21 protein-coding genes are annotated in these 20042 nt (G+C 63.5%); 9 read left to right on the top strand and 12 right to left on the bottom strand.

Annotated features, from left to right (window positions below):
- The first annotated feature begins 2 nt into the window (after positions 1 to 2).
- Together kdsA and E1B25_RS14365 are read left to right on the top strand one after the other, a co-directional pair.
- The gene (gene kdsA, locus E1B25_RS14370; protein WP_132830209.1) at positions 3 to 836 is read left to right on the top strand and encodes a 3-deoxy-8-phosphooctulonate synthase; all 834 of its coding nucleotides are present in this window, start codon (positions 3 to 5) and stop codon (positions 834 to 836) included.
- Between the two features lie 19 nt (positions 837 to 855).
- Entirely contained in the window at positions 856 to 2352 is a 1497-nt protein-coding gene (locus E1B25_RS14365; RefSeq protein WP_132830208.1) for a phosphomannomutase/phosphoglucomutase, read from the top strand.
- Between the two features lie 137 nt (positions 2353 to 2489).
- Here the strand turns inward: E1B25_RS14365 and E1B25_RS14360 are convergent, their stop codons facing one another.
- Positions 2490 to 4415 (bottom strand): AsmA family protein, encoded by a 1926-nt coding sequence (locus E1B25_RS14360; protein ID WP_132830207.1) that lies wholly within the window; start codon positions 4413 to 4415, stop codon positions 2490 to 2492.
- 118 nt (positions 4416 to 4533) lie between these two features.
- On the opposite strand from E1B25_RS14360, the gene rimO reads away from it, so the two are divergent.
- Positions 4534 to 5928 carry a 30S ribosomal protein S12 methylthiotransferase RimO gene (rimO, locus tag E1B25_RS14355; protein ID WP_132830206.1) on the top strand — a complete coding sequence of 465 codons (1395 nt, stop codon included), beginning with the start codon at positions 4534 to 4536 and terminating at the stop codon, positions 5926 to 5928.
- A gap of 93 nt (positions 5929 to 6021) precedes the next feature.
- Here the strand turns inward: rimO and E1B25_RS14350 are convergent, their stop codons facing one another.
- The 5 genes from E1B25_RS14350 to E1B25_RS14330 all read right to left on the bottom strand — a co-directional run bounded on the left by E1B25_RS14350 (position 6022) and on the right by E1B25_RS14330 (position 8012).
- Entirely contained in the window at positions 6022 to 6309 is a 288-nt protein-coding gene (locus tag E1B25_RS14350) for a DUF6455 family protein (protein ID WP_132830205.1), read from the bottom strand.
- Positions 6303 to 6596 carry a DUF6455 family protein gene (locus E1B25_RS14345; protein WP_132830204.1) on the bottom strand — a complete coding sequence of 98 codons (294 nt, stop codon included), beginning with the start codon at positions 6594 to 6596 and terminating at the stop codon, positions 6303 to 6305. Before E1B25_RS14345 ends, E1B25_RS14350 begins: the two co-directional genes overlap by 7 nt.
- Positions 6597 to 6611: 15 nt before the next feature.
- Positions 6612 to 6866, bottom strand: a complete 255-nt coding sequence (locus E1B25_RS14340; RefSeq protein ID WP_132830203.1) for a DUF6455 family protein — start codon at positions 6864 to 6866, stop codon at positions 6612 to 6614.
- Between the two features lie 73 nt (positions 6867 to 6939).
- Positions 6940 to 7317 (bottom strand): YigZ family protein, encoded by a 378-nt coding sequence (locus E1B25_RS14335; RefSeq protein WP_132830202.1) that lies wholly within the window; start codon positions 7315 to 7317, stop codon positions 6940 to 6942.
- Positions 7314 to 8012 (bottom strand): M48 family metallopeptidase, encoded by a 699-nt coding sequence (locus E1B25_RS14330; RefSeq protein WP_132830201.1) that lies wholly within the window; start codon positions 8010 to 8012, stop codon positions 7314 to 7316. Before E1B25_RS14330 ends, E1B25_RS14335 begins: the two co-directional genes overlap by 4 nt.
- A 124-nt stretch (positions 8013 to 8136) precedes the next feature.
- On the opposite strand from E1B25_RS14330, the gene E1B25_RS14325 reads away from it, so the two are divergent.
- Positions 8137 to 8397, top strand: coding sequence for a hypothetical protein (locus E1B25_RS14325; protein WP_132830200.1), 261 nt, complete (start codon positions 8137 to 8139; stop codon positions 8395 to 8397).
- Positions 8398 to 8400: 3 nt separating this feature from the next.
- Here E1B25_RS14325 and E1B25_RS14320 read toward each other — a convergent pair whose 3' ends face one another.
- Positions 8401 to 8676, bottom strand: a complete 276-nt coding sequence (locus tag E1B25_RS14320) for a DUF167 domain-containing protein (RefSeq protein ID WP_132830199.1) — start codon at positions 8674 to 8676, stop codon at positions 8401 to 8403.
- Positions 8677 to 9159: 483 nt separating this feature from the next.
- On the opposite strand from E1B25_RS14320, the gene E1B25_RS14315 reads away from it, so the two are divergent.
- Positions 9160 to 9738, top strand: a complete 579-nt coding sequence (locus tag E1B25_RS14315) for a nitroreductase family protein (protein WP_132830198.1) — start codon at positions 9160 to 9162, stop codon at positions 9736 to 9738.
- Complete coding sequence (locus E1B25_RS14310; protein WP_132830197.1) at positions 9735 to 10445, top strand: EI24 domain-containing protein; 711 nt, start codon at positions 9735 to 9737, stop codon at positions 10443 to 10445. The genes E1B25_RS14315 and E1B25_RS14310 overlap by 4 nt, the downstream gene beginning before the upstream one ends.
- A 90-nt stretch (positions 10446 to 10535) precedes the next feature.
- Here E1B25_RS14310 and E1B25_RS14305 read toward each other — a convergent pair whose 3' ends face one another.
- Both E1B25_RS14305 and mce read right to left on the bottom strand, forming a co-directional pair.
- A complete protein-coding gene (locus E1B25_RS14305; RefSeq protein WP_132830196.1) occupies positions 10536 to 10811 on the bottom strand; it encodes a DUF1467 family protein in 276 nt (91 codons plus the stop codon).
- 61 nt (positions 10812 to 10872) lie between these two features.
- Positions 10873 to 11277: a methylmalonyl-CoA epimerase gene (gene mce, locus E1B25_RS14300; RefSeq protein ID WP_132830195.1), complete on the bottom strand. Its 405-nt coding sequence runs from the start codon at positions 11275 to 11277 to the stop codon at positions 10873 to 10875.
- Between the two features lie 150 nt (positions 11278 to 11427).
- Here mce and E1B25_RS14295 point away from each other — a divergent pair, with 150 nt between their 5' ends.
- On the top strand, positions 11428 to 12147 hold the full coding sequence (locus E1B25_RS14295) for a response regulator (RefSeq protein ID WP_132830194.1): 720 nt from the start codon (positions 11428 to 11430) through the stop codon (positions 12145 to 12147).
- Positions 12148 to 12192: 45 nt separating this feature from the next.
- Here E1B25_RS14295 and E1B25_RS14290 read toward each other — a convergent pair whose 3' ends face one another.
- From E1B25_RS14290 to aspS, 3 genes are all read right to left on the bottom strand, one after another.
- A complete protein-coding gene (locus tag E1B25_RS14290) occupies positions 12193 to 13419 on the bottom strand; it encodes a DUF1501 domain-containing protein (RefSeq protein ID WP_132830193.1) in 1227 nt (408 codons plus the stop codon).
- Positions 13420 to 13430: 11 nt separating this feature from the next.
- Positions 13431 to 14813 (bottom strand): DUF1800 domain-containing protein, encoded by a 1383-nt coding sequence (locus tag E1B25_RS14285; RefSeq protein ID WP_132830192.1) that lies wholly within the window; start codon positions 14811 to 14813, stop codon positions 13431 to 13433.
- Between the two features lie 129 nt (positions 14814 to 14942).
- Positions 14943 to 16721 (bottom strand): aspartate--tRNA ligase, encoded by a 1779-nt coding sequence (gene aspS, locus E1B25_RS14280; RefSeq protein ID WP_132830191.1) that lies wholly within the window; start codon positions 16719 to 16721, stop codon positions 14943 to 14945.
- A gap of 187 nt (positions 16722 to 16908) precedes the next feature.
- Between aspS and E1B25_RS14275 the strand changes: the two genes are divergently transcribed.
- A complete protein-coding gene (locus tag E1B25_RS14275) occupies positions 16909 to 18186 on the top strand; it encodes an SAM-dependent methyltransferase (RefSeq protein WP_132830190.1) in 1278 nt (425 codons plus the stop codon).
- Between the two features lie 263 nt (positions 18187 to 18449).
- Positions 18450 to 20012, top strand: coding sequence for a hypothetical protein (locus tag E1B25_RS14270; protein WP_132830189.1), 1563 nt, complete (start codon positions 18450 to 18452; stop codon positions 20010 to 20012).
- Positions 20013 to 20042: the final 30 nt, after the last annotated feature.

The following is a 20042-nucleotide window of genomic DNA, read 5'->3' as shown; positions in this document are numbered from 1 at the left end:
TCATGAAACACGTAGACGTCGCCGGTCTGACGATCGGGAATGATCGGCCATTGACCGTCATCGCAGGCCCTTGCCAGCTTGAAAGCCGTGACCATGCGCAGATGATCGCTGGTCAAATGAAGGAAATCTGCGCCGCCGCCGGCGCGCAGTATGTGTTCAAGGCATCTTACGACAAGGCCAATCGCACGTCGCTTGGCGGCAAGCGGGGCATGGGAATCGATGCCGGGCTCGCGGTGCTTGATGATATCCGCAAGACATTCGCCATTCCGGTGTTGACCGATGTCCACACCGAGGAACAATGCGCCCGCGCCGCCGAAGTGGTCGACATCCTGCAGATCCCGGCTTTCTTGTGCCGTCAAACCGACATGCTGCTTGCTGCGGGACGCACCGGCGCCGTCGTCAACGTCAAGAAAGGGCAGTTTCTCGCCCCTTGGGAGATGGGCAACATCATCACCAAGATCGAGAGCACGGGGAACACCCGCATCCTGCTGACCGAACGCGGCACCTCTTTCGGCTACAACACGCTGGTGGCGGATATGCGATCGCTGCCGATCATGGCGAAAACCGGCTATCCCGTGGTGATGGACGCCACCCATTCGGTGCAACAGCCGGGCGGCCAAGGCGGCTCGTCCGGCGGGCAACGCGAATTCGCCCCCGTGATGGCCCGCGCGGCCGTCGCGCTGGGGGTTGCCGCCGTGTTCATCGAAACCCATGAAGATCCCGACACCGCCCCCTCGGACGGGCCCAACATGATCCCGTTGGACCAGATGGGCGCACTGATCGACACGCTGATGCGCTTCGACGCATTGGCCAAGGCCAACCCGATTGAAATATGAGATTTGAGGACAAGACCGTATGACCCGCCCGCTTTACGAGGTGACGCCCAATACTTGGGATTTTCTGAAACTTCCGATGATCAAGCCGACCGGCTTTCGCGAATATGACGCCCGCTGGAAATACCCGGAAGAGATCAACCTCCCCGGCATGACCGCGCTGGGCCTTGGCCTTGGCACCCAGATGCGTCGCCACGGCATCGCCCCCGTCATTGCGGTGGCCAACGATTACCGCGACTATTCGCTGGCGATCAAGAACGCGCTGATTCTCGGGTTGATGCAGGCCGGCATTCACGTCAAGGACATCGGCCCGGCCGTGTCACCAATGGCCTATTTCGCCCAGTTTCACCTAGACGTACCGGCGGTGGCGATGGTCACGGCCAGCCACAACCCCAACGGCTGGACCGGGGTCAAGATGGGCTTTGAACGCCCTCTGACCCACGGCCCGGACGAAATGTCGGAACTGAAGGAAATCGTGCTGTCAGGCCACGGGGCCCAGGCCCCCGGCGGCGGCTATGAATTCGTCGAAGGGGTGAAAGAGGCCTATCTCGACGATCTGGTCGGCGACTTCAAGATGACCCGCAAGCTCAAGGTGGTCTGCGCCACCGGCAACGGCACCGCCAGCGCCTTTGCACCCGAGCTGTTCGAACGCATCGGCGTCGAGGTTGTGCCCAGTCACAACGACCTTGACTATACCTTTCCCCACTACAACCCGAACCCCGAAGACATGCACATGCTGCATGACATGGCGAAAACCGTGCTGGCCAGTGACGCCGATCTGGCGCTGGGGTTCGACGGGGATGGCGACCGCTGCGGCGTGGTCGATGACGAGGGCGAAGAGATCTTTGCCGACAAGGTGGGCGTGATCATGGCGCGCGATCTGGCCAAGATCTATCCCAACTCCACCTTTGTCGCGGATGTGAAATCCACCGGGCTGTTTGCCTCCGACCCGGAACTGATCAAGCACGGGGCCAAGGCCGATTACTGGAAGACCGGGCATTCCCACATGAAACGCAGGGTCAAGGAACTTGGCGCGCTGGCGGGCTTTGAAAAGTCCGGCCACTACTTTTTGGCCGAGCCGATCGGGCGCGGCTATGATTGCGGCATGCGTGTCGCGGTCGAGATATGCAAGCTGATGGAGCGCAACCCCGACATGTCGATGTCGGATCTGCGCAAGGCCCTGCCCAAAACCTGGTCCACCCCCACCATGTCGCCCTATTGCGCCGATGGTGAGAAATACGATGTGCTGGCCCGTCTGGTGCAGAAACTGGTCGCCAAGCACGAGGCTGGCGAGACCGTCGCAGGCCGCGCCATCAACGAAGTGGTTACCGTGAACGGGGCCCGCGTCATCCTCGACAACGGCTCCTGGGGGCTGGTGCGCGCCAGCTCGAACACGCCCAATCTGGTCGTGGTCTGCGAAAGCGCACAGAGCGAGGACGAGATGCGCGCCATCTTCACCGATATCGACGCGGTGATCCGCACCGAACCCTCGGTCGGCGATTACGACCAGCGGATCTGACGCCCCCGATGATTTGAACAGCGAAAAGGGGCGAGCACCCTCGCCCCTCTTTTCTGGCCTCCTCTTTTTCTGGCCGAAAATACTCTCGCCGAAGGCACGCGCCGCAGGCGCGTTTCCCGGTCCCCATCCTTCCGACCTCAGTCGCTGCCAAACAGTTTCTTGAGCTGTTTGGCAGCCTCATCCTCCAGCCGGTCCTTGATCGCCTCTTCTGTGCTCTGACCGTCCTCGATCGTCAGATTCAGCTTTTCCTGCAGCTTCTCCTTGGCCTTCTGCTCCAGCTTGTCCTTCTGCTCCTCCAACCGCACCTTGGTGGCGGCATCCAGATCAGGGCGGATGCGCGGGTTTGACCACGGCCCGGTAAAGCGCACCGGCACCTGCAACCCGGTGCTGCCCTCGCTCTCAAAAGCGGTCGGGGTGACCAGATAGTCCAGATCACGCGCCCCGAGACCGACGCGCCCGGCGCCGGCGACCTTGAAGCTGGACAACAGCAGCAACAGATCGTCGTTCTGCAGGTTGCCCCCCTCGATCCGATAGCTAGCCTTCAGACTGTCGAACACCGTGGTGCCCCCCGTCACAGCGCCAGAACGGAACAGCTTGTCCAGATCGATCCCCGAGATCACGCCGCGCCCCACCGACAGGCTCCCTTCCCCGGACAGCGACCGCATGATCGCATCCACCGAGGCACCGGAGCCCAGAAACGCGACACGGGCCTCGCCCTTGCCGGAAAACCGATCAATCCCCACGAGGTCGCGCAGAAGCGCGGTCATATCCATGTCCTTGGCGCTCAGATCGCCGCGCACCGAAAAGCCTTTGCGTGCGTTGGCGACAAGCTCTCCGCTCAGGCTGCCGCCAAAGACGGCGGCGGGGTTCAGCTTCAGCACCGCGCGCGACCGCTCCAGCGTCAGCGCCGCCTCGGTCGGCCCCAGCTTGACCGTGCCGGTATCGATGCTCTGTGCGTGCAGCTTGATCACCCCATCGACCAGCCCCAGCGCACTGGCGTCGATCGGGGTCTTGGACCAGCCGTCCTCGCTGCCGCCGCCGCTACTGCCGCTGCCGGTGCTCTCGCCGCCGCCCAGTGCCGACAGATCCAGCGCTCCGGCGCTCAGCTCTGCCACCACCCGCGGGGTTCCGGCCAAGGTCACATCCGCCGCGCCGGTGATTTTGTTCTGATCCAGCACCAGCGCCAGATCGCGCAGCGACAGGCGGCCATCGGCGGTATAGGTGGCATTCGTCGTCAACTCGGCCGAGCGGCCCGCCCCCTTGGGCAAATCCACCGCACCCAGCCCGAGGGCCGACATCAGGGCGGCAGTGTCCGGGCTCTTGGCGGTGACGCGCCCGGCCGCTGCGCCTGCGAGACTGGCCCGCCCGTCAAACTCCAGCCGGGCCTTGCCAAGACTGGCGCTGGCACTCAACGGCACAACCTTGCCGGCCAGCAGCCCCTCCATCGCGGTGATCCGCGCCGTGAGGTCGATCGCCGCCCCGTTGTGGCTGAGCCGCGCAGTCACATCCGCCGCCTCCTGCCCATGGGGCCAGTCCAGAACCAGATCGAGCGGCCCCAAGGCCACCGGCGCCGCCCCGGCATCAGAATAGAACAGCCGCGCGCCGGTCAGTTCCAGCCGATCCAGCGTGATCGGTGGCACCGTGGTGCTGCCGGTCTCGGACGTGGTCGCGGACGCGTCCGTGCCGAACACCCAATTTCCGGTCCCGTCGGCACGGGTGGTCAGGTTCAATACCGGCCGCTCGGCCACGATCCGGGTCACCCGTACCGTCCCCCCGATCAGCGCCGCCGCATCCACGCCAATCGCCAACCCGTCGGCTTGCAACATCGGCTCCGCCCCGGCCCAATCGGCATTGGCCAGCGTCACCGGCCCGGTCTCGGCCCCCAGCACGGGCCAAACAGAGACCTGGACACCGCCCTCGATACGCACCGCGCGACCGGTTTGCGCCTCGATCTGATCGGCAGCGATCTGCGCTATGCGCTCGGACGGCAGAAAAAGAATGCCCACCACAGCCAAGGCCACCGCAACCAGAACGATCGCGATGATGCGAAAAATCCACTTCATTTAATCTTTACCCTCTACTCGAAATTGCGCCCAGCTTAGCCCCTGTACCGCGCGGTGCAATCGCGGCGACACATTTTGCCCCCTTTGCAGTCGGCGCGCGCCCCTTTATATCCGCGCAATGACCAGCAACCCGCCCGAACTACGCCCCGACCTCGCCCCCAAGCTTCGCATGGCCGAAAAGCCGCGCGCGGGTCAGCCCACCATCGGCATGGTGTCGCTGGGCTGCCCTAAGGCGCTGGTGGACAGCGAACGCATCCTGACGCGCCTACGCGCCGAAGGCTATGACGTGTCGCCCGACTATGCCGGGGCCGACGCGGTGATCGTGAACACCTGCGGCTTTCTCGACAGCGCCAAGGCGGAATCGCTCGATGCAATCGGCGAGGCGTTGCAGGAAAATGGCAAGGTCATCGTTACCGGCTGCCTGGGGGCCGAGCCCGATTATATCCGGGAGCATCACCCGCGCATTCTGGCGGTGACCGGACCGCATCAATACGAACAGGTGCTTGATGCCGTGCACAGCGCGGTGCCGCCCGATCCAGATCCCTTTGTCGATCTTCTGCCAGCGGCAGGGGTGAAGCTGACGCCACGCCATTTCAGCTATCTGAAAATCTCTGAGGGCTGCAATCACAAGTGCAAGTTCTGCATCATCCCCGACATGCGCGGACGGCTGGTATCGCGCCCGGCGCACGCGGTGCTGCGCGAGGCCGAGAAGCTGGTCGAAGCGGGCGTGCGCGAACTCTTGGTTATCTCTCAGGATACAAGCGCTTACGGGCTGGATCGAAAGTATGATACCAACCTGTGGAAAAACCGGGAGGTGCGCAGCCATATCACCGATCTCTCGCGCGAGTTGGGTCAGCTTGGCGCTTGGGTGCGGCTGCACTATGTCTATCCCTACCCTCATGTGCGCGAGCTGATCCCGCTGATGGCGGACCCCAAAAGCGGGATCCTGCCCTATCTCGACATCCCGTTCCAACACGCCCATCCCGACACCTTGAAACGGATGGCGCGGCCAGCCGCCGCGGCGCGAACGCTGGACGAAATTGCCGCCTGGCGCGCGATCTGCCCCGATATCACCCTGCGCTCAACCTTTATCGTCGGCTATCCCGGTGAAACAGAAGAAGAATTCCAAACCCTGCTGGACTGGATGGACGAGGCTCAGCTCGACCGGATCGGGTGTTTTCAGTATGAAAATGTCGCGGGCGCACGCTCGAACGACTTGCCCGATCACGTCCCCGGTGAGGTCAAGCAAGAGCGCTGGGACCGTTTCATGCAAAAGGCGCAGGCGATTTCAGCGGCGAAACTCGCGGCCAAGGTCGGTCGCCGCTGTGATGTCATCGTGGACGAGATGGACGATGACGCCGCCACCTGCCGCACCATGGCCGACGCGCCAGAGATCGACGGCAACCTCTTCATCGACGAAGGGTTCGAGGCACTTACCCCCGGCGATATCGTCACGGTAGAGGTCGATGAGGCCAGCGATTACGATCTCTGGGGGCGCATCATCAAGACCTGAGACGCTGAGTTATCCACAGTCCGCAGGGCTGTGGTGTTCATTTCTCAATAATTTCCGGCTTTACCCCAATCTCTGGCAGCTACGCCCCCAGCATCAATGCGGGCGCTGCATCTGGCGCAACTCGGCCAGAATGCGTGCGTGGGCGCAATAGGGCGGCGGCGACGCCGGCCAATCGGTCTGCTGCGCCAGCCATGTCTCGCAGGCGGCGCGGCATCCCCTCACCTGACATTCCGCGATCATCTCGTGATAGTCTGAAACTCTCAGGCTGCCATTGGCAATTGCGTGGTTCAGGTTGACCCCCGCCACCCGTGCAACCGAGCGTGTCAGCCAGAAATGATGATCCGTCTTGTCGTTCTCGTCGGTTTCAAACCCAACTAACATTCTACCCCTCCCTTTTCCGCGCGCGCCTTGGCGCGGACCTCCAATTCCTCGAACTTGCTCAGATTCAGGCAATTCTCAGGGGGGCAGGTCACTTTTTCATGGCTGTCGAGCCAGGCGTCACAGTGATCCGCCCAGTCGCATCCCCGGCAGATTTGAACCATTTCGGCCCATTCCTTTTGACTCAGATCCCCCGCCTCATAGGCGCCGATCAGATCCGTATCCGTCGCCTTGCCCATGCGTCCAACCAGCCGGACATGCGCCATGATCTGTCCCAGTACTGCGGTCATCCGTCCCTCCCCGCCTCAGGCCGCGCCCTGCCGCAGCCGGGCCATCAGGTCACGGTTTCGGCAGTATGCGGGGGCCACCTCGACCCGGGCCGCCACAAGCGACGCACAATGCGCCGGATTGTTGCAACCGGTACAGCGCAGCACGGCATCCGAAATCTCGTCTATCGTCACCCGCCCGGCCAGCGCGGCCTCTTCCAGATCAGCACCGAGCGCGCTGACCATCTGATCCACCAGCGCGGCGTGGCGTTTGAGTGTGTCTCGATCCTGCATCTCCGGGCTCTCCTTGCGCGGGCGGCTACCGCATCAAAATAGCAAACCCGCCCGCAGAGCCCCTTGATGCAGGTCAACCGTTGTTCAACTCGGGAATCTCGAGATAGGCGCGCACCGCGTCCTGCACCCGGCGGAACCGATCGCCGCCCAGTTGCTTGCCGCCATACCAGCGGGTGACGATGATCAGATGATTCTCCAGCCCGGCCCGCTCCAACATGCGCAGGATCACCATCCCGGCCCCGGATTCGCCGTCATCGGACTTGAGCGCGCCGGTCGGCAACACCGCCCCCCATGTGTTATGCGTGGCCTTGGCATAGGCGCGGTCGGCCTTCAGCGCGGCCAGTACGGCGTCCACCTCGGCCCGGCTGCGCACCGGCGCACCGCTGACCGCATAGCGCGAGCCGCGATCGCTCAGGATCACGCCCAGCCGAGTCAGTTCCGGCGGGCTCATCCCGACAGCCCCGGAGTTTGCAGGGCCCGCATGGTTTTCTGCACCACCCAGAGCCGCTCCGCGTTGGGCGGATGGGTGCCAAGGAACCGGTCACCGGGATCGGGCAGCCGGGAAAAATAAGCGGCCCCGCGCAGCGGATCATACCCGGCCTCATAAGCGATCTTCGTGCCAAGCTGATCCGCTTCCAACTCGAAATCCTTGGAAAAGCTGCGCGCGCCCACCGCCGCGCCGATCTCTTGCGCGCGGCGCACCGTCTCGGGGTTGGCCCCGTCTCGTGTGGCGAGATCGCCAAAGATCGCCGCCCCCGCAGCGGCATAGCGCGCCTGCCGGTCGAGATGGCCCAGAATGTGATGCGCCGTCTCGTGGCTAAGGACAAAGGCCAGTTCATCCGCGTTCTCGGTGCTGTCGATCAGCGTGACGGTAAACAGGATCACCGGCCGCCCCAACCGATCGACGGTCTGATAGGCGTTCGGCTCATCGCTCGGGTTCGGATCGACCCGGATCAAAAAGTCGCAAATCACCCCACTGGTGCGGCTGTGGCATTCGCGTTCTGCCACCGGCTCGACCGCGGCCACCACCTCGGCAAAGTTACGCCGGGCGCGCAGCGCCTCCTGCCCCAGCCCCGGCCCAGATGTGGGCACGGTTGCACAGCCAGCGACGAGTAACGCGGCCATCAGCATCAGAATGCGGAACATCGCGCACAGCCTCTTTCCCGGATCATCCGAACCGACCTTAGCAACAGCGCATCAACGTCGCCAGCCCCGCCCTGCGGCGACGATCGCGCTTGCAAAGCCCGGCGCGGAGCGGCACAGTTTTTTCATGTTTACAATCGAACACGAATTCGACGCCACGGTCATCACACTGGTCGACGAGGGCGAGCGCCCCTTGCAGGAGGACGTGACCATCAACGCCTTCGCTGAATGTGTCACGCTCGAACAGCTTGATCCGCGCACCGATCAGGTCCAGAAAATCACCCTGTCACCAGAACAGCTGCACGATCTGGCCGCCGCGCTGGATCTGCCCGAAGGGGTGTATCAGCTGCGTCAGGTGCCCGCCGATCAGGGCGACCAGAGCAGCTGAGGCTTACCCGACATAGACAAACACTTTGTCGCGCGCCGTCTGGCCGCGCCGCAGTTCCAGCCGCGAGGGCGCCACGCCCATGGCCGCAGCAAGCAGCGCCTGCACAGCGGCATTGGCTTTGCCATTCTCCGGCACGACCGTGACCGTGGCGCGCAAGCCATCGCCATCGCGCGTCAGGCTGAGACGCGAGGCCTTGGGGGTGACACGCAGGGCGATCTCGGTGCCCGGTTGCGCCAGATCGCTCAGGTCAGGAAGATCACGGATCTTGGGTTTTGCCATATCCCTCTATAACGCCGGAGCAGGGGCAAGGGCCAGAGGCGACGGCGACGGAGTTGCCGGCCTTCAGAATTCGTGCCCACGCGGTCCGCGATAATAGGCGCGACGCGCAGCACGTTCGGCGGCGCTTAGACCCGGCGTCGGCGGCGCCCCGGCGAATTCCCCCTGACCAAGCGAAGGATCCGGCACAGACACCGGCGCAGAAACAGGTACGGGCGCGTGCACGGGCGTACAGGCCGCCAGAAAAGCCGTCAAACCAATGGCTATGACCCTTTTGCGCATTCCAACTCCGCTCTTTGGACAAGGGGGCCTTTGGACATGGGGGCCGCCCCCTTTGCTGCAATTTATCACCACCAGCCCAAGGTGCGCCACACAATCGCGTGACAGTCCAGCCAAAGGCCACGCAACGCTTTCGCGCCTTTTCCTCTTGAAACTCACCTCCCCCGCCCTGAAATTGGAGGGGAACAATGTAAATAGGTTTCACATATGCCCGATCCGAACCCCGCCGCGCTGGACTTCCTACTCAGCCGCCGCTCGCGACCCGCCAAGACGCTGCGCGCCCCTGCCCCCAGCCGCGAAGAGCTGGAACCGCTGTTGCGCGCCGCCGCACGCAGCCCCGATCACGGCAAGCTGGAACCGTGGCGTTTTATCGTGATCGAAGCTGGCGCGATGCCCCGGTTGGCCGATCTGGCCGAGACCCGCGCCCATGCCCTGCATAAGGACGAGACCGATACGGCCAAGGCCCGCAACCAGTTCGATCAGGGCCATCTGGCCGTTGCCGTGATCGAGGTGCAGAAACCCTCGGAAAAGATCCCCGCTATCGAACAAAGCTATTCCGCCGGTGCGGTCTGTCTGGCGCTGCTCAACGCCGCGCTGGCATCGGGCTGGGGCGCCAACTGGCTGACGGGCTGGATTTCCCATGATCGCACGTTCTGCGAAACCGGGCTGGGTCTGGCCGAGCATGAGCGCATCGCGGGCTTTATCCATATCGCCACAGAAACCAACGCGCCGCCCGACCGCCCCCGCCCCGATCTCGACGCGATCACGACCTGGGTGAGCCAGTGATCTTTCATGCGTTTTTTCTGGCCTTGGGCCAGATCGGCGATCGGCGCTTTCGCAAGGTGCTGTTTCTGGGCATCGGGCTGACTTTCGCGTTGCTGGTGGCGGCCTATGCCGGTTTTCTGGTCTTGATCCAGGTGCTGGTCGGAGAGGAGGCCACCCTTCCCCTGCTGGGCGAAGTGCGTTGGCTGAACGAGTTGCTCAGCGTCTCGTCGTTCTTTCTGATGATCGTGCTGTCGGTGTTCCTGATGATCCCCGTCGCCTCGGCCATCACCTCGATGTTTCTGGACGAGGTGGCGCAGGCGGTCGAGGACCGGCACTATCCGTCGCTGCCACCGGTGCCCAAGGTACCGTTCTGGGATGCGCTGCGCGACACGGTGAACTTTCTTGGTGTGCTGATCGGGGCCAACCTGCTGGCCTTTATCCTGTATGCCCTGTTTCCGCCTGCCGCGATGTTCATCTTCTGGGGGCTGAACGGCTTTTTGCTGGGACGGGAATATTTCACGCTGGCCGCGATGCGTCGGCTGGGGCGCCAAGGGGCAAAGGATCTGCGGGCCCGCTATGTGGGAACACTATGGGCCGCCGGAACACTGATGGCGATCCCGCTCTCGGTGCCATTGCTGAACCTGGTGATCCCGATCTTGGGGGCGGCCACGTTTACCCATATCTATCACCGGATCGCCGCACGCGAGCAACGCGCGCGACCAACCTGACCGACTGGCCTGACCGACTGGCCTGAACAACTGACCCAATCGACAAACCTGCGGTCCCCGGCCTCGGCTGGGGCCGCGTCCCAGTTCAACTTAGTCGAGCGGCGGCATCCGGTGCATCCAGTCGATATCGCGCACCGTGATCCAGCCCGACAGGATGATGGTGGCGATCACGGCCCAAAGCACGGTGGCTATGACAGTGGTGATCCAAGCCTTTTTCTTCAGATGATGATGCTCCGGCGCACCGGCATGAGTCCCCGGCATCACCTCGCCCACGTCCCCTTGCGTTTTCAGCCGGATCGGGATGGCGATGAAGAAGGTCATAAACCAGATGACCGCATAGAGCACGATAGCGGATGTAATCGACATGGGGGCCTCCTTCGGCGCGTGCGGGGTGGTGGCCCGACCCGGGCCACCTCAAAACCTGGGTTCAGACCTGTTCGAGTTCCACCAGACAGCCGTTGAAGTCTTTCGGGTGCAGGAACAGAACCGGTTTGCCATGGGCGCCGATCTTGGGCTCTCCAGTGCCCAGAACGCGGGCTCCGGTCGCCTTGAGATGATCGCGCGCGGCGAGGATATCATCGACCTCATAGCAGATGTGATGGATGCCGCCCGCCGGGTTCTTTTCCAGAAACCCCTTGATCGGGCTGTCCTCGCCCAACGGATACAGCAGCTCGATCTTGGTGTTGGGCAGTTCGATGAATACCACGGTGACGCCGTGATCCGGCTCGTCCTGCGGTGCGCCGACCTTGGCGCCCAGTGCGTTGCGGTATTGCTCAACGGCCGCTTTCAGGTCGGGCACGGCGATGGCTACATGGTTCAGGCGGCCGATCATGGCGGATCTCCTCGCAGCTTGGATTGTGTTTGTCCGGGTTATGCGGGCTCGACAGGCCAAGGGCAAGTGGGCGCGGCATCGAGCCGCGTTAACCCGTCCTTAGCCCGCACGCCCTAGCGTATCGGCAGCATCTGAAAAGGACGCCTGCACATGGACGACACGGACCCCATTGCCCAGCCCGGCCCGCAGGGGGATTCGGGCCGGCCCCTGCTGGGCCTGACCGTATTGGCGGTGGAAGACAGCACCTATGCCGCCGAGGCCTTGCGGCTCATGTGCCTGCGCAGCGGAGCCCGCATTCGCCGCGCCGATTGCCTGAAATCGGCCCGCAAGCACTTGCAGGTCTATCAGCCCACCGTGTTGATCGCCGATCTCGGCCTGCCCGACGGCTCAGGCCTGCACCTGATCGAGGAACTGGCCGCCGCCTCCCCCCGGATCAGCGTGATCCTGGGGCTCTCCGGCGATAGTTTCGGCGAAGAAACCGCCATCGCCGCCGGGGCTGACGGGTTTCTGGCCAAGCCGATCCCCTCGCTCGCCCGATTTCAGGCCGAAATACTTGGTCACCTGCCCATCGCGCTGACCGCCAGCGATTTCGACCTCCCCGAGGTGGGGCCCATCCACCCCGATCCGCTGGCCTATCGCGACGACATGGCCCATGCCGCCGATCTGTTGAGCGACAGCGAACAAGGCAAGATGCTGGACTATGTGGCGCAATTCCTGCGCGGCGTCGCCCGCAGTGCCGAGGATACAGCCTTGGTCGAGGCCGCCAACGGGCTGGCGCAGGCCCGAGCGCAAGGCGCGCCGCTGGCCTCGGCGACGGCGCGGATCGCCGGTCTTGTCCAGCAACGGCTGCGCGAAGCGCGCCCACTCTGAGCCCGGCCCCGCCTGCGGCTCCGGCCCCGACTGCAGAAAGCCACCTTAGCGCAACAGGCGCGGATCGTCGCCCATGTCGAGCCCGGGAAACACGCTGCGCTCCAGCCCCGCCCGGTCCAACCCGGCCACCCCGCGCAGAATCCAGGCGGCGGCGGCCCGCACATCCCCCGTCGGCATCAGGTCGCGCCGATCATACAGCGACGCCTCGTCCAACCCCGGCCAGCGCCCATGCACCTGCCCACCGCGCAAGGCACCGCCAGCCAGCACCATTGCCCCGCCGGTGCCGTGATCGGTGCCGCCGGTGCCATTCTCGTGCACGGTGCGGCCAAACTCGGTCATCGCGACAACGGCGGTCTTGCCCCAGACCTCGGCCCCGACGCCGTCTTTCAGCGTGGTGATGGTCTCGGCCAGATTGCCCAGCGCGCCGCCCAGCACACGGCCTTGGTTGCGATGCGTGTCCCAGCCATTGATCGAGAAAGACACAACCCGGCTATCCCCGCGCAACTGTTCGGCGGCGAACTGGGCCACCGGAACCATGCCCTTGCCAGCGGCGGCGCGCGGCGGCTGCATCATCCCTTCCCCGTCGTCCCCCCCTGCCATGTCCCCGACCACGGCCATCGACGTCCCGCGCGACAGCATCAACGCCTCGGTTAAGGCCGGGTGGAACAGCGGGTCGTCCTGCATCACCATCTCCATCAGGCGTTCCGCCTGCGGGCTCATGCTCAGCTCGGCCTCGGGCGACCAATCGGCCACCGGGGCCTGACCTGCGAGCACCTTCATCTCGCCATGTCCCAGCGCAAAGGCGGTCTGCGCCTCCACCCCCGGCACCAGTTGCAGCATCCGGTTCAGCCAGCCATCCCGCACCATGCCCAGATCGGCGGTGCCGGCTTCCAACAGATCCTGCCCGTCGAAATGGCTGCGCTTGTCGCGATAGGGGGTCGAGACCGCGTGCACAAAGCCCAACTCGCCCCGTGCCCAAAGCGGCATCAGCGGTGCCAGCGCCGGGTGCAGCGCAAAGAATCCGTCAAGATCAGAGGCCCCCCGCGTCGGCCCCCCGGCCAGATCGCGGCGCAGCGCGCCATACCCCGGCGCGCCATAGGGCTGCACCACGTCCAGCCCGTCCATGCCGCCGCGCAGGATGATCACCACCAGCCGGGTGTCCCACGGCGCGGCGGCATAGCTGACCCGGGTCAGGAACGGGCTGGCCGCCGCCGAACAGCCCAGCACAGCGCTGCGGGCAAGAAAGGCGCGGCGGGAAAGCGTCTTGATCATCGCATCCTCCTTTAACGGCGTTGAAACGCCGGGGCCGACAGGATCAGCCCCACCGCCTCGGCCCGGGTTTCGGCCGCGCGCGCGGCAAAGCGGACCGGCTCGGGCGCCGTCGCGCCCAGCGCATCGGTGACGAACTGGCGCGGATCGGGCAGCTCTGGCAACAGCCGGCGCGGCACCGCCATCGCCCAGCGCAACCGCGCCGACAACCCCTGCGGCGTCACCCATGCGGTGTCCTCCTCGGACCACCCATCCGGGCCCGACGGGCGTTGCCAGCTCTGCCCCATCACCCCTATCGGCTGAACCAACAGCCGGTTTGTCTGCCGCACGGGCGCGTCCTGCAAACGGTCCTGCGGCACCGCCAGTGCCCGGCAGGCGGAGGCGACGAAATCAAACGGCGGTTTGACGTTGCCCGGGCCGTCGTCCCAAGCCGCGGGATGCTCCAACATGGCGGTATAGACCGCGCGCAGATCGCCATCGGTGGCCAGAAACCGCGCTGCCATGTGATCGACCAACCCCGAATCCGGCGTGTCGGACACAAAATGTACAGCCAGCTTGCGTGCAATATGATCCGCCGTCGCCGGGTGCACCGCCAAATCGCGCAGCACCTGCAACACCGGCTCCAACCGGGCCGGATCACCACCGTAGCTGCGGCCAAGAACGCTTTCGCTTCCCGGCTCGGCGCGGCGCTGGTTGAACTGCAGCGCGCCGGTCTTGCTGATGCCCAGCCCGGTAAAAAGCTCGGCCAACTGCCGCACGTCTGCTTGGGTATAGGGGCCATCCACCCCCAGCGTGTGCAGCTCCATCACCTCGCGCGCGAGGTTCTCGTTCAGCCCGCGCAGTTTGCTCTGACGTTGGGCATAAACGCTGCCCGGCCCAACCGAGGTTTGCTGGTCAAGATAGGCCAGCATCATCGGATGGGTGACCGCCGCGATCAGAAGATCGGCAAAACGGCCCGACAGGTTGGGTCGGATCGCCGCGTCGATATAGATCGAGGTCGCGCTGCGTTGCGGCGCGCTTTTGCCAACGGTGGTGAAATGATCGGCCCAGAACAGCGCCAGACGTTCGCGCAATCCCTGATCGGTCAGGCTCCAGCGCAACACGGTCTGACCAAAGCCGCGCACCCTATCCTCGTAAAAGGTCCGGTTTACCGCTGCGGCCTGTTTCGCAAACGCCTCGGCCCGCGCACCGCTGGACGTGCGCCGTTTCTTGCGCAGATCCAGCCAATGCGCCCGCCGCGTGATATAGGCGTCATAGGACAGCATCGGAAAACGATCCGCCATCGCATCGGGCCCGTCGAGCCCGGCCAGCAGCACCGACAGCGAAGACGGTGGCGCAATCTGCGGCGACAGACCGCAGCCAAAGCGGATTTCAGCACGTTCTGGGGAAAAGTTCACGTCAGGGGACCACACGACTCAGGTTGCGTCACGTGCTTTTACCCTAACCCGACGCGCGGCCCCGTTCCTAGTAAAACGAGCCGCGCGTTGGTCTGTCTTGCGTCCGTCGGCAAAGCACCGCCGGCGGGCCTAGTCCTCGCGCGGAATAACCCGCAGGCCCAGATCCATCAGCTGATCGCTGGTCGGATCGCTGGGCGCGTTCATCATCAGGTCTTCGGCGCGCTGGTTCATCGGGAACATGATGACCTCGCGGATATTGGCCTCATCGGCCAACAGCATCACAATCCGGTCGATACCTGCGGCGCAGCCGCCGTGCGGCGGGGCGCCGTACTGAAACGCATTGACCATGCCACCGAACCGCTTGCGCACCTCGTCCTCGCCATATCCGGCCAGTTCAAAGGCCTTGAACATGATTTCAGGCCGGTGGTTCCGGATCGCGCCCGAGACCAGCTCATAGCCGTTGCAGGCCAGATCGTACTGATAGCCCAACACCTCCAGCGGATCGCCATCCAGCACGTCTCGTCCGCCTTGGGGCATCGAGAACGGGTTGTGGCTGAAATCGATCTTGCCAGTTTCTTCGTCTTTTTCATACATCGGGAAATCGACCACCCAACAGAACGCAAAGCGCTCCTTGTCGGTCAGTCCCAGCTCTTCGCCGATGACGTTGCGGGCGCGCCCGGCAACCGCCTCGAAACCAGCCGGCTTGCCGCCAAGGAAAAAGGCCGCATCGCCCAAGCCAAGGCCAAGCTGTTGGCGGATCGCCTCGGTCCGCTCCGGGCCGATGTTCTTCGCCAGCGGACCGGCCGCCTCGACGCCGTTTTCACCGGCGCGCCAGAAGATGTACCCCATCCCCGGTAGGCCCTCTTTCTGGGCATAGGAATTCATCCGGTCGCAGAACTTGCGGCTGCCCCCTGTCGGCGCAGGAATGGCGCGGATCTCGGTTCCGTCCTGCTCCAGAAGATTGGCAAAGATGGCAAAGCCCGAGCCCCGGAAATGGTCCGAGACATCCTGCATCTTGATCGGGTTGCGCAGGTCGGGCTTGTCAGAGCCATACCACTGCGCCGCGTCCTTGTAGGAAATCTGCGGCCAGTTCTGATCGACCTTGCGACCGCCGCCGAATTCCTCGAACAGGCCCCGGATGACCGGCTGGATGGTGTCGAACACATCCTGCTGGGTGACAAAGCTCATCTCAAGGTCGAGCTGGTAGAAATCGGTCGGGCTGCGGTCGGCGCGCGGATCCTCGTCGCGGAAACACGGCGCGACCTGAAAATATTTGTCGAACCCCGACACCATGATCAGCTGCTTGAACTGCTGCGGTGCCTGCGGCAGGGCATAGAACTTGCCCGGGTGCTGACGCGAGGGCACCAGAAAGTCGCGCGCGCCCTCGGGGCTCGACGCGGTGATGATCGGGGTCTGATATTCGCGAAAGCTCTGATCCCACATCCGGCGGCGAATGCTGGCCACCACATCCGAGCGCAGGGTCATGTTGTGCTGCATCGCCTCGCGGCGCAGATCAAGGTAGCGATAGCGCAGGCGCGTCTCTTCCGGGTATTCTTGGTCCCCGAACACGATCAGCGGCAGTTCAGCGGCCTGCCCCAGCACCTCGAGATCGCGGATATACACCTCGACCTCACCAGTGGGGAGCTTGGCGTTGATCAGATCGGGCGCGCGGGCCTTGACCACGCCGTCGATGCGCACGCACCATTCGCTGCGCAGCTTTTCGACCCCATCAAACACCGGGCTGTCAGAGTCGCACAGCACCTGGGTGATGCCGTAATGGTCGCGCAGGTCGACGAACAACACCCCGCCATGATCCCGGATCCGATGGACCCAGCCGGACAGGCGAACGGTCTGGCCGACATCGGCGGCAGTGAGGGCGGCGCAGGTATGGCTGCGATAGGCGTGCATCGGGTGGTTCCCCTCGAGCGATCAAAGTGGTCATAAATATCGCGCCGATACACCGCGCCGGACAGCGAAAGTCAAGGGAACAACATCTGCCGCGCCCGGTTTCGCAGCGGTATTGGGAATTTCAACGAGGTAGTGTAACGTTTTTCAGAACAAGGAAACAGCGAACCGGAGAGCCGGAGCTATGCCCATGTGGAAGACCATTTTTGATCGTATGCTGTCGCGCCTGATCCAGACAGGCCAGTTGCGCGTCACCTATCCTGACGGCCAGACAGCGACCTATGGCACGCCCCCCGCCCCTACTGGGGCCAAACGCACCCCGGCCAACGCCCCCCCGACCGAACTTGCCGCGGCGGTCCGGATCGCCGACGAGGCGGCGCTGCGCGCGCTTTGCCTGAACCCCGAGTTGGCGCTGGGGGAATGTTATATGAACAAGACGCTCGAGGTCGAGAAAGACGATGTCGAGGGGCTGCTGCGGGTATTGCTGCGCAACCGTCGACGCACCGACCTGCCGCTCTGGGCGCGGACCTATTCCGCGCTGCGCTATGGCGCGCAGAACTGGCTGCGGCGCAATACGCCGGGGCTCGCCCGCAAGAATGTCGCTCACCATTATGACATTTCCGACGATCTCTACCGGCTCTTCCTTGATGCGGACATGCAGTATAGCTGCGCCTATTTCCGTGACCCCGACCTGTCGCTGGATCAGGCCCAAGAGGCGAAAAAAGCACATATCGCCGCCAAACTTCGGATCGAGCCGGGCATGCGCGTGCTGGATATCGGCTGCGGCTGGGGTGGCATGGCGTTGACGCTGGCGCGCGACCATGGCGCCCATGTCACCGGCGTCACCCTGTCAGAGAACCAGCTCGCCACCGCACAGCGGCGCGCCGCCGAGGCCGGGGTGGAGCACAAGACCGAATTCCGGTTGCAGGATTATCGCGATCTCAGCGACAGCTTTGACCGGATCGTGTCCGTGGGCATGTTGGAACATGTGGGGGTGCCCTTCTTTGGCGACTATTTCGCGCAGGTGGCCAACCTGCTTGACCGCGATGGCGTGGCCCTGATTCATACCATCGGCAGCCACGCTCCGCCGGCGGCACAGTCTGAATGGATCAACAAATACATTTTTCCCGGCGGTTATATCCCCTCATTATCACAGCTTGCCCCGGCGTTGGAACGTTCCGGGCTCTGGACGCAGGATATCGAGATTCTTCGCCTGCATTATGCCATGACCCTGCGCCATTGGCTGACGCGCTTTGACGCCAATTCCGACATCGTGCGGCAAAATTATGATGACCGGTTCATCCGCATGTGGCGCTATTATTTGATCGCCTGCTACATGACCTTTGAAGAGGAACATCAGGCCGTGTTCCAGATCCAGCTTGGCCATCGCCGTGACGCCGTACCACTGACGCGGGACTATCTTTATGCCGACCCTCCCCGCGCCGATGTGCACGAAGCGGCAGAGTAAGTAGCAGAATAAGTAAAAGAGAAAAGAACACCCCAAGGCGCGCCTCCGTCCCCCGGGGAGCGGCAAGACCCTGCTGATCCTCGAAAATTTGAATGAAGTGCGACATGTCAGTCCGTTGCCAGACTCGCCAATTCAAACATACTGGTTCTCGTCGGTGTAATCTCGATTACAGAGTACACTTTTGATTTGTTGTATATTTTATCTCGGTCATCGCACCGGGAGATGGTGCGGCAGCCGTATTTCTTTGGAATGGGAGTCCAAACATGAAAATTTACCTAGGTGAAGACGGCGTTGATGACGTCCTGTCCGGCTCGCTGTTCAATGACCAACTCATCGGTCTCAGCGGTGATGATGTCTTGCTCGGCCATGTGGGCGACGACATTCTCGAAGGCGGCGACGGTAACGACGTGCTGGTCGGCGGCATTGGCGACGACCTGATGCTGGGCGGCGCCAACCGCGATGTCTTTGAACTGACCCAAGGCGATGACACCGCCTTTGGTGGCGACGGCAACGACCATTTTGTCGTGAACGGGTTCGCCGGCGATCATGTGGTGATCACAGACACCGCAGGGAGGAAGGACACGATCGATTTCTCGGGCGGCATTACCGGTGCGCGCATCAACATGAACGCCGGCGCCATCTCGACCGTGGATGATCGCACCATCGAACTGACCGGCCTGTCCGATGATGGGGAGCGGCCGCTGGAAATGGTCCTGCTGGAGGATCTGTCCGGATCGTTCGGCGACGATATCACCACCGTGAGCGGTCTGGCTGACGACCTGATCACGGCGATATCCGGTCTGGCAACCGATGTGGAGCTTGGCCTGGCCAGTTTCATCGACAAGCCGATCTCGCCCTTTGGCAGCACCTCGGACCATGAATATCAGACCGCACTGGGCCTGACCGCCGACTATGACGCTTGGAACACCGCACTTGACGCGCTGGTGCTGGGCAGCGGGTCCGACGGCCCCGAATCGCAGCTGACTGGCTTGATGCAAGTGGCGCTGCGGACGGCAGAAGTTGGCTGGTCCAGCGAAGCGACCAAGGTTGTCGTTCTGGCAACCGATGCCGTTCCGCACTATGCTGGCGACAACCCTGTGGCCCCGAACAATGGCGACGACGTCACCGATGGCCCCAGCAATGACGGCACCGCAGAGGACTATCCGACCCTTGATCAGGTCAAGGATGCCCTGCTGTTGGGCGGGATCGTCCCGGTCTTTGCCGTGTCCGACTTTGGCACCTCGGTCACCGAGGCCTATCAGGACATTGTCGACTACTTCGGCTTCGGCACGGTCGTTGCGCTCAGCTCCGACAGCTCGGACATCATCGACGCGATCGAAGGCGGTATCTCTGAGGCCACCGACACCCTGATCGAAAACGCGATCGGCACCGATTTCCGCGATGTCATTGAGGGCAATACCGCCGACAACCTCATCAAGGGCCGGGCCGGCAACGACAAGATCAGCGGCGGCAAAGGGGCTGACGAGCTCCTTGGCAATGCGGGCAAGGACACGATGTACGGCAACAAGGGCAACGATCTGCTCGACGGCGGTGCCGGGAAAGACACCCTGTTTGGCGGTGCTGGCAAGGACGTATTCCAGTTCAAGGCTGCCAACATGGCGAAGACCGATATCGTCAAGGACTATGTGGACGGCACCGACTCGTTCCGCGTTCTCGACGACATCGTGCACAGCTTTGACGAGATCGGTGTCACCGCCGATGGAAGCGATGTCATTCTTGACCTTAACGGCAACAATTTCGCCAAGGTTCTGAACACCGACGTGGCCGACATCGACGCGTCCGACTTCTCCTTCGGACTGGCATAAGCCGCCGATCCCAGATAAAGTCAAACACTC

It is taken from the genome of Antarcticimicrobium sediminis (assembly GCF_004348975.1).
GTDB lineage: Bacteria > Pseudomonadota > Alphaproteobacteria > Rhodobacterales > Rhodobacteraceae > Antarcticimicrobium > Antarcticimicrobium sediminis.
The sequence above is the reverse complement of the archived record's forward strand: the minus strand, read 5'-3'. Positions and strand labels throughout refer to the sequence as shown.

Excerpts from the sequence above, each read along its gene's own strand:
- E1B25_RS14270 (WP_132830189.1), top strand. The coding sequence starts at position 18,450 with ATGAAAATTTACCTAGGTGAAGACGGCGTTGATGACGTCCTGTCCGGC.
- E1B25_RS14350 (WP_132830205.1), bottom strand. The coding sequence starts at position 6,309 with ATGTTAGTTGGGTTTGAAACCGACGAGAACGACAAGACGGATCATCAT.
- E1B25_RS14315 (WP_132830198.1), top strand. The coding sequence starts at position 9,160 with ATGCCCGATCCGAACCCCGCCGCGCTGGACTTCCTACTCAGCCGCCGC.
- kdsA (WP_132830209.1), top strand. The coding sequence starts at position 3 with ATGAAACACGTAGACGTCGCCGGTCTGACGATCGGGAATGATCGGCCA.
- E1B25_RS14325 (WP_132830200.1), top strand. The coding sequence starts at position 8,137 with ATGTTTACAATCGAACACGAATTCGACGCCACGGTCATCACACTGGTC.
- E1B25_RS14340 (WP_132830203.1), bottom strand. The coding sequence starts at position 6,866 with ATGCAGGATCGAGACACACTCAAACGCCACGCCGCGCTGGTGGATCAG.
- E1B25_RS14365 (WP_132830208.1), top strand. The coding sequence starts at position 856 with ATGACCCGCCCGCTTTACGAGGTGACGCCCAATACTTGGGATTTTCTG.
- E1B25_RS14290 (WP_132830193.1), bottom strand. The coding sequence starts at position 13,419 with ATGATCAAGACGCTTTCCCGCCGCGCCTTTCTTGCCCGCAGCGCTGTG.
- mce (WP_132830195.1), bottom strand. The coding sequence starts at position 11,277 with ATGATCGGCCGCCTGAACCATGTAGCCATCGCCGTGCCCGACCTGAAA.
- E1B25_RS14360 (WP_132830207.1), bottom strand. The coding sequence starts at position 4,415 with ATGAAGTGGATTTTTCGCATCATCGCGATCGTTCTGGTTGCGGTGGCC.
- E1B25_RS14330 (WP_132830201.1), bottom strand. The coding sequence starts at position 8,012 with ATGTTCCGCATTCTGATGCTGATGGCCGCGTTACTCGTCGCTGGCTGT.
- E1B25_RS14345 (WP_132830204.1), bottom strand. The coding sequence starts at position 6,596 with ATGACCGCAGTACTGGGACAGATCATGGCGCATGTCCGGCTGGTTGGA.
- E1B25_RS14335 (WP_132830202.1), bottom strand. The coding sequence starts at position 7,317 with ATGAGCCCGCCGGAACTGACTCGGCTGGGCGTGATCCTGAGCGATCGC.
- E1B25_RS14305 (WP_132830196.1), bottom strand. The coding sequence starts at position 10,811 with ATGTCGATTACATCCGCTATCGTGCTCTATGCGGTCATCTGGTTTATG.
- E1B25_RS14295 (WP_132830194.1), top strand. The coding sequence starts at position 11,428 with ATGGACGACACGGACCCCATTGCCCAGCCCGGCCCGCAGGGGGATTCG.
- E1B25_RS14320 (WP_132830199.1), bottom strand. The coding sequence starts at position 8,676 with ATGGCAAAACCCAAGATCCGTGATCTTCCTGACCTGAGCGATCTGGCG.
- aspS (WP_132830191.1), bottom strand. The coding sequence starts at position 16,721 with ATGCACGCCTATCGCAGCCATACCTGCGCCGCCCTCACTGCCGCCGAT.
- E1B25_RS14275 (WP_132830190.1), top strand. The coding sequence starts at position 16,909 with ATGTGGAAGACCATTTTTGATCGTATGCTGTCGCGCCTGATCCAGACA.
- rimO (WP_132830206.1), top strand. The coding sequence starts at position 4,534 with ATGACCAGCAACCCGCCCGAACTACGCCCCGACCTCGCCCCCAAGCTT.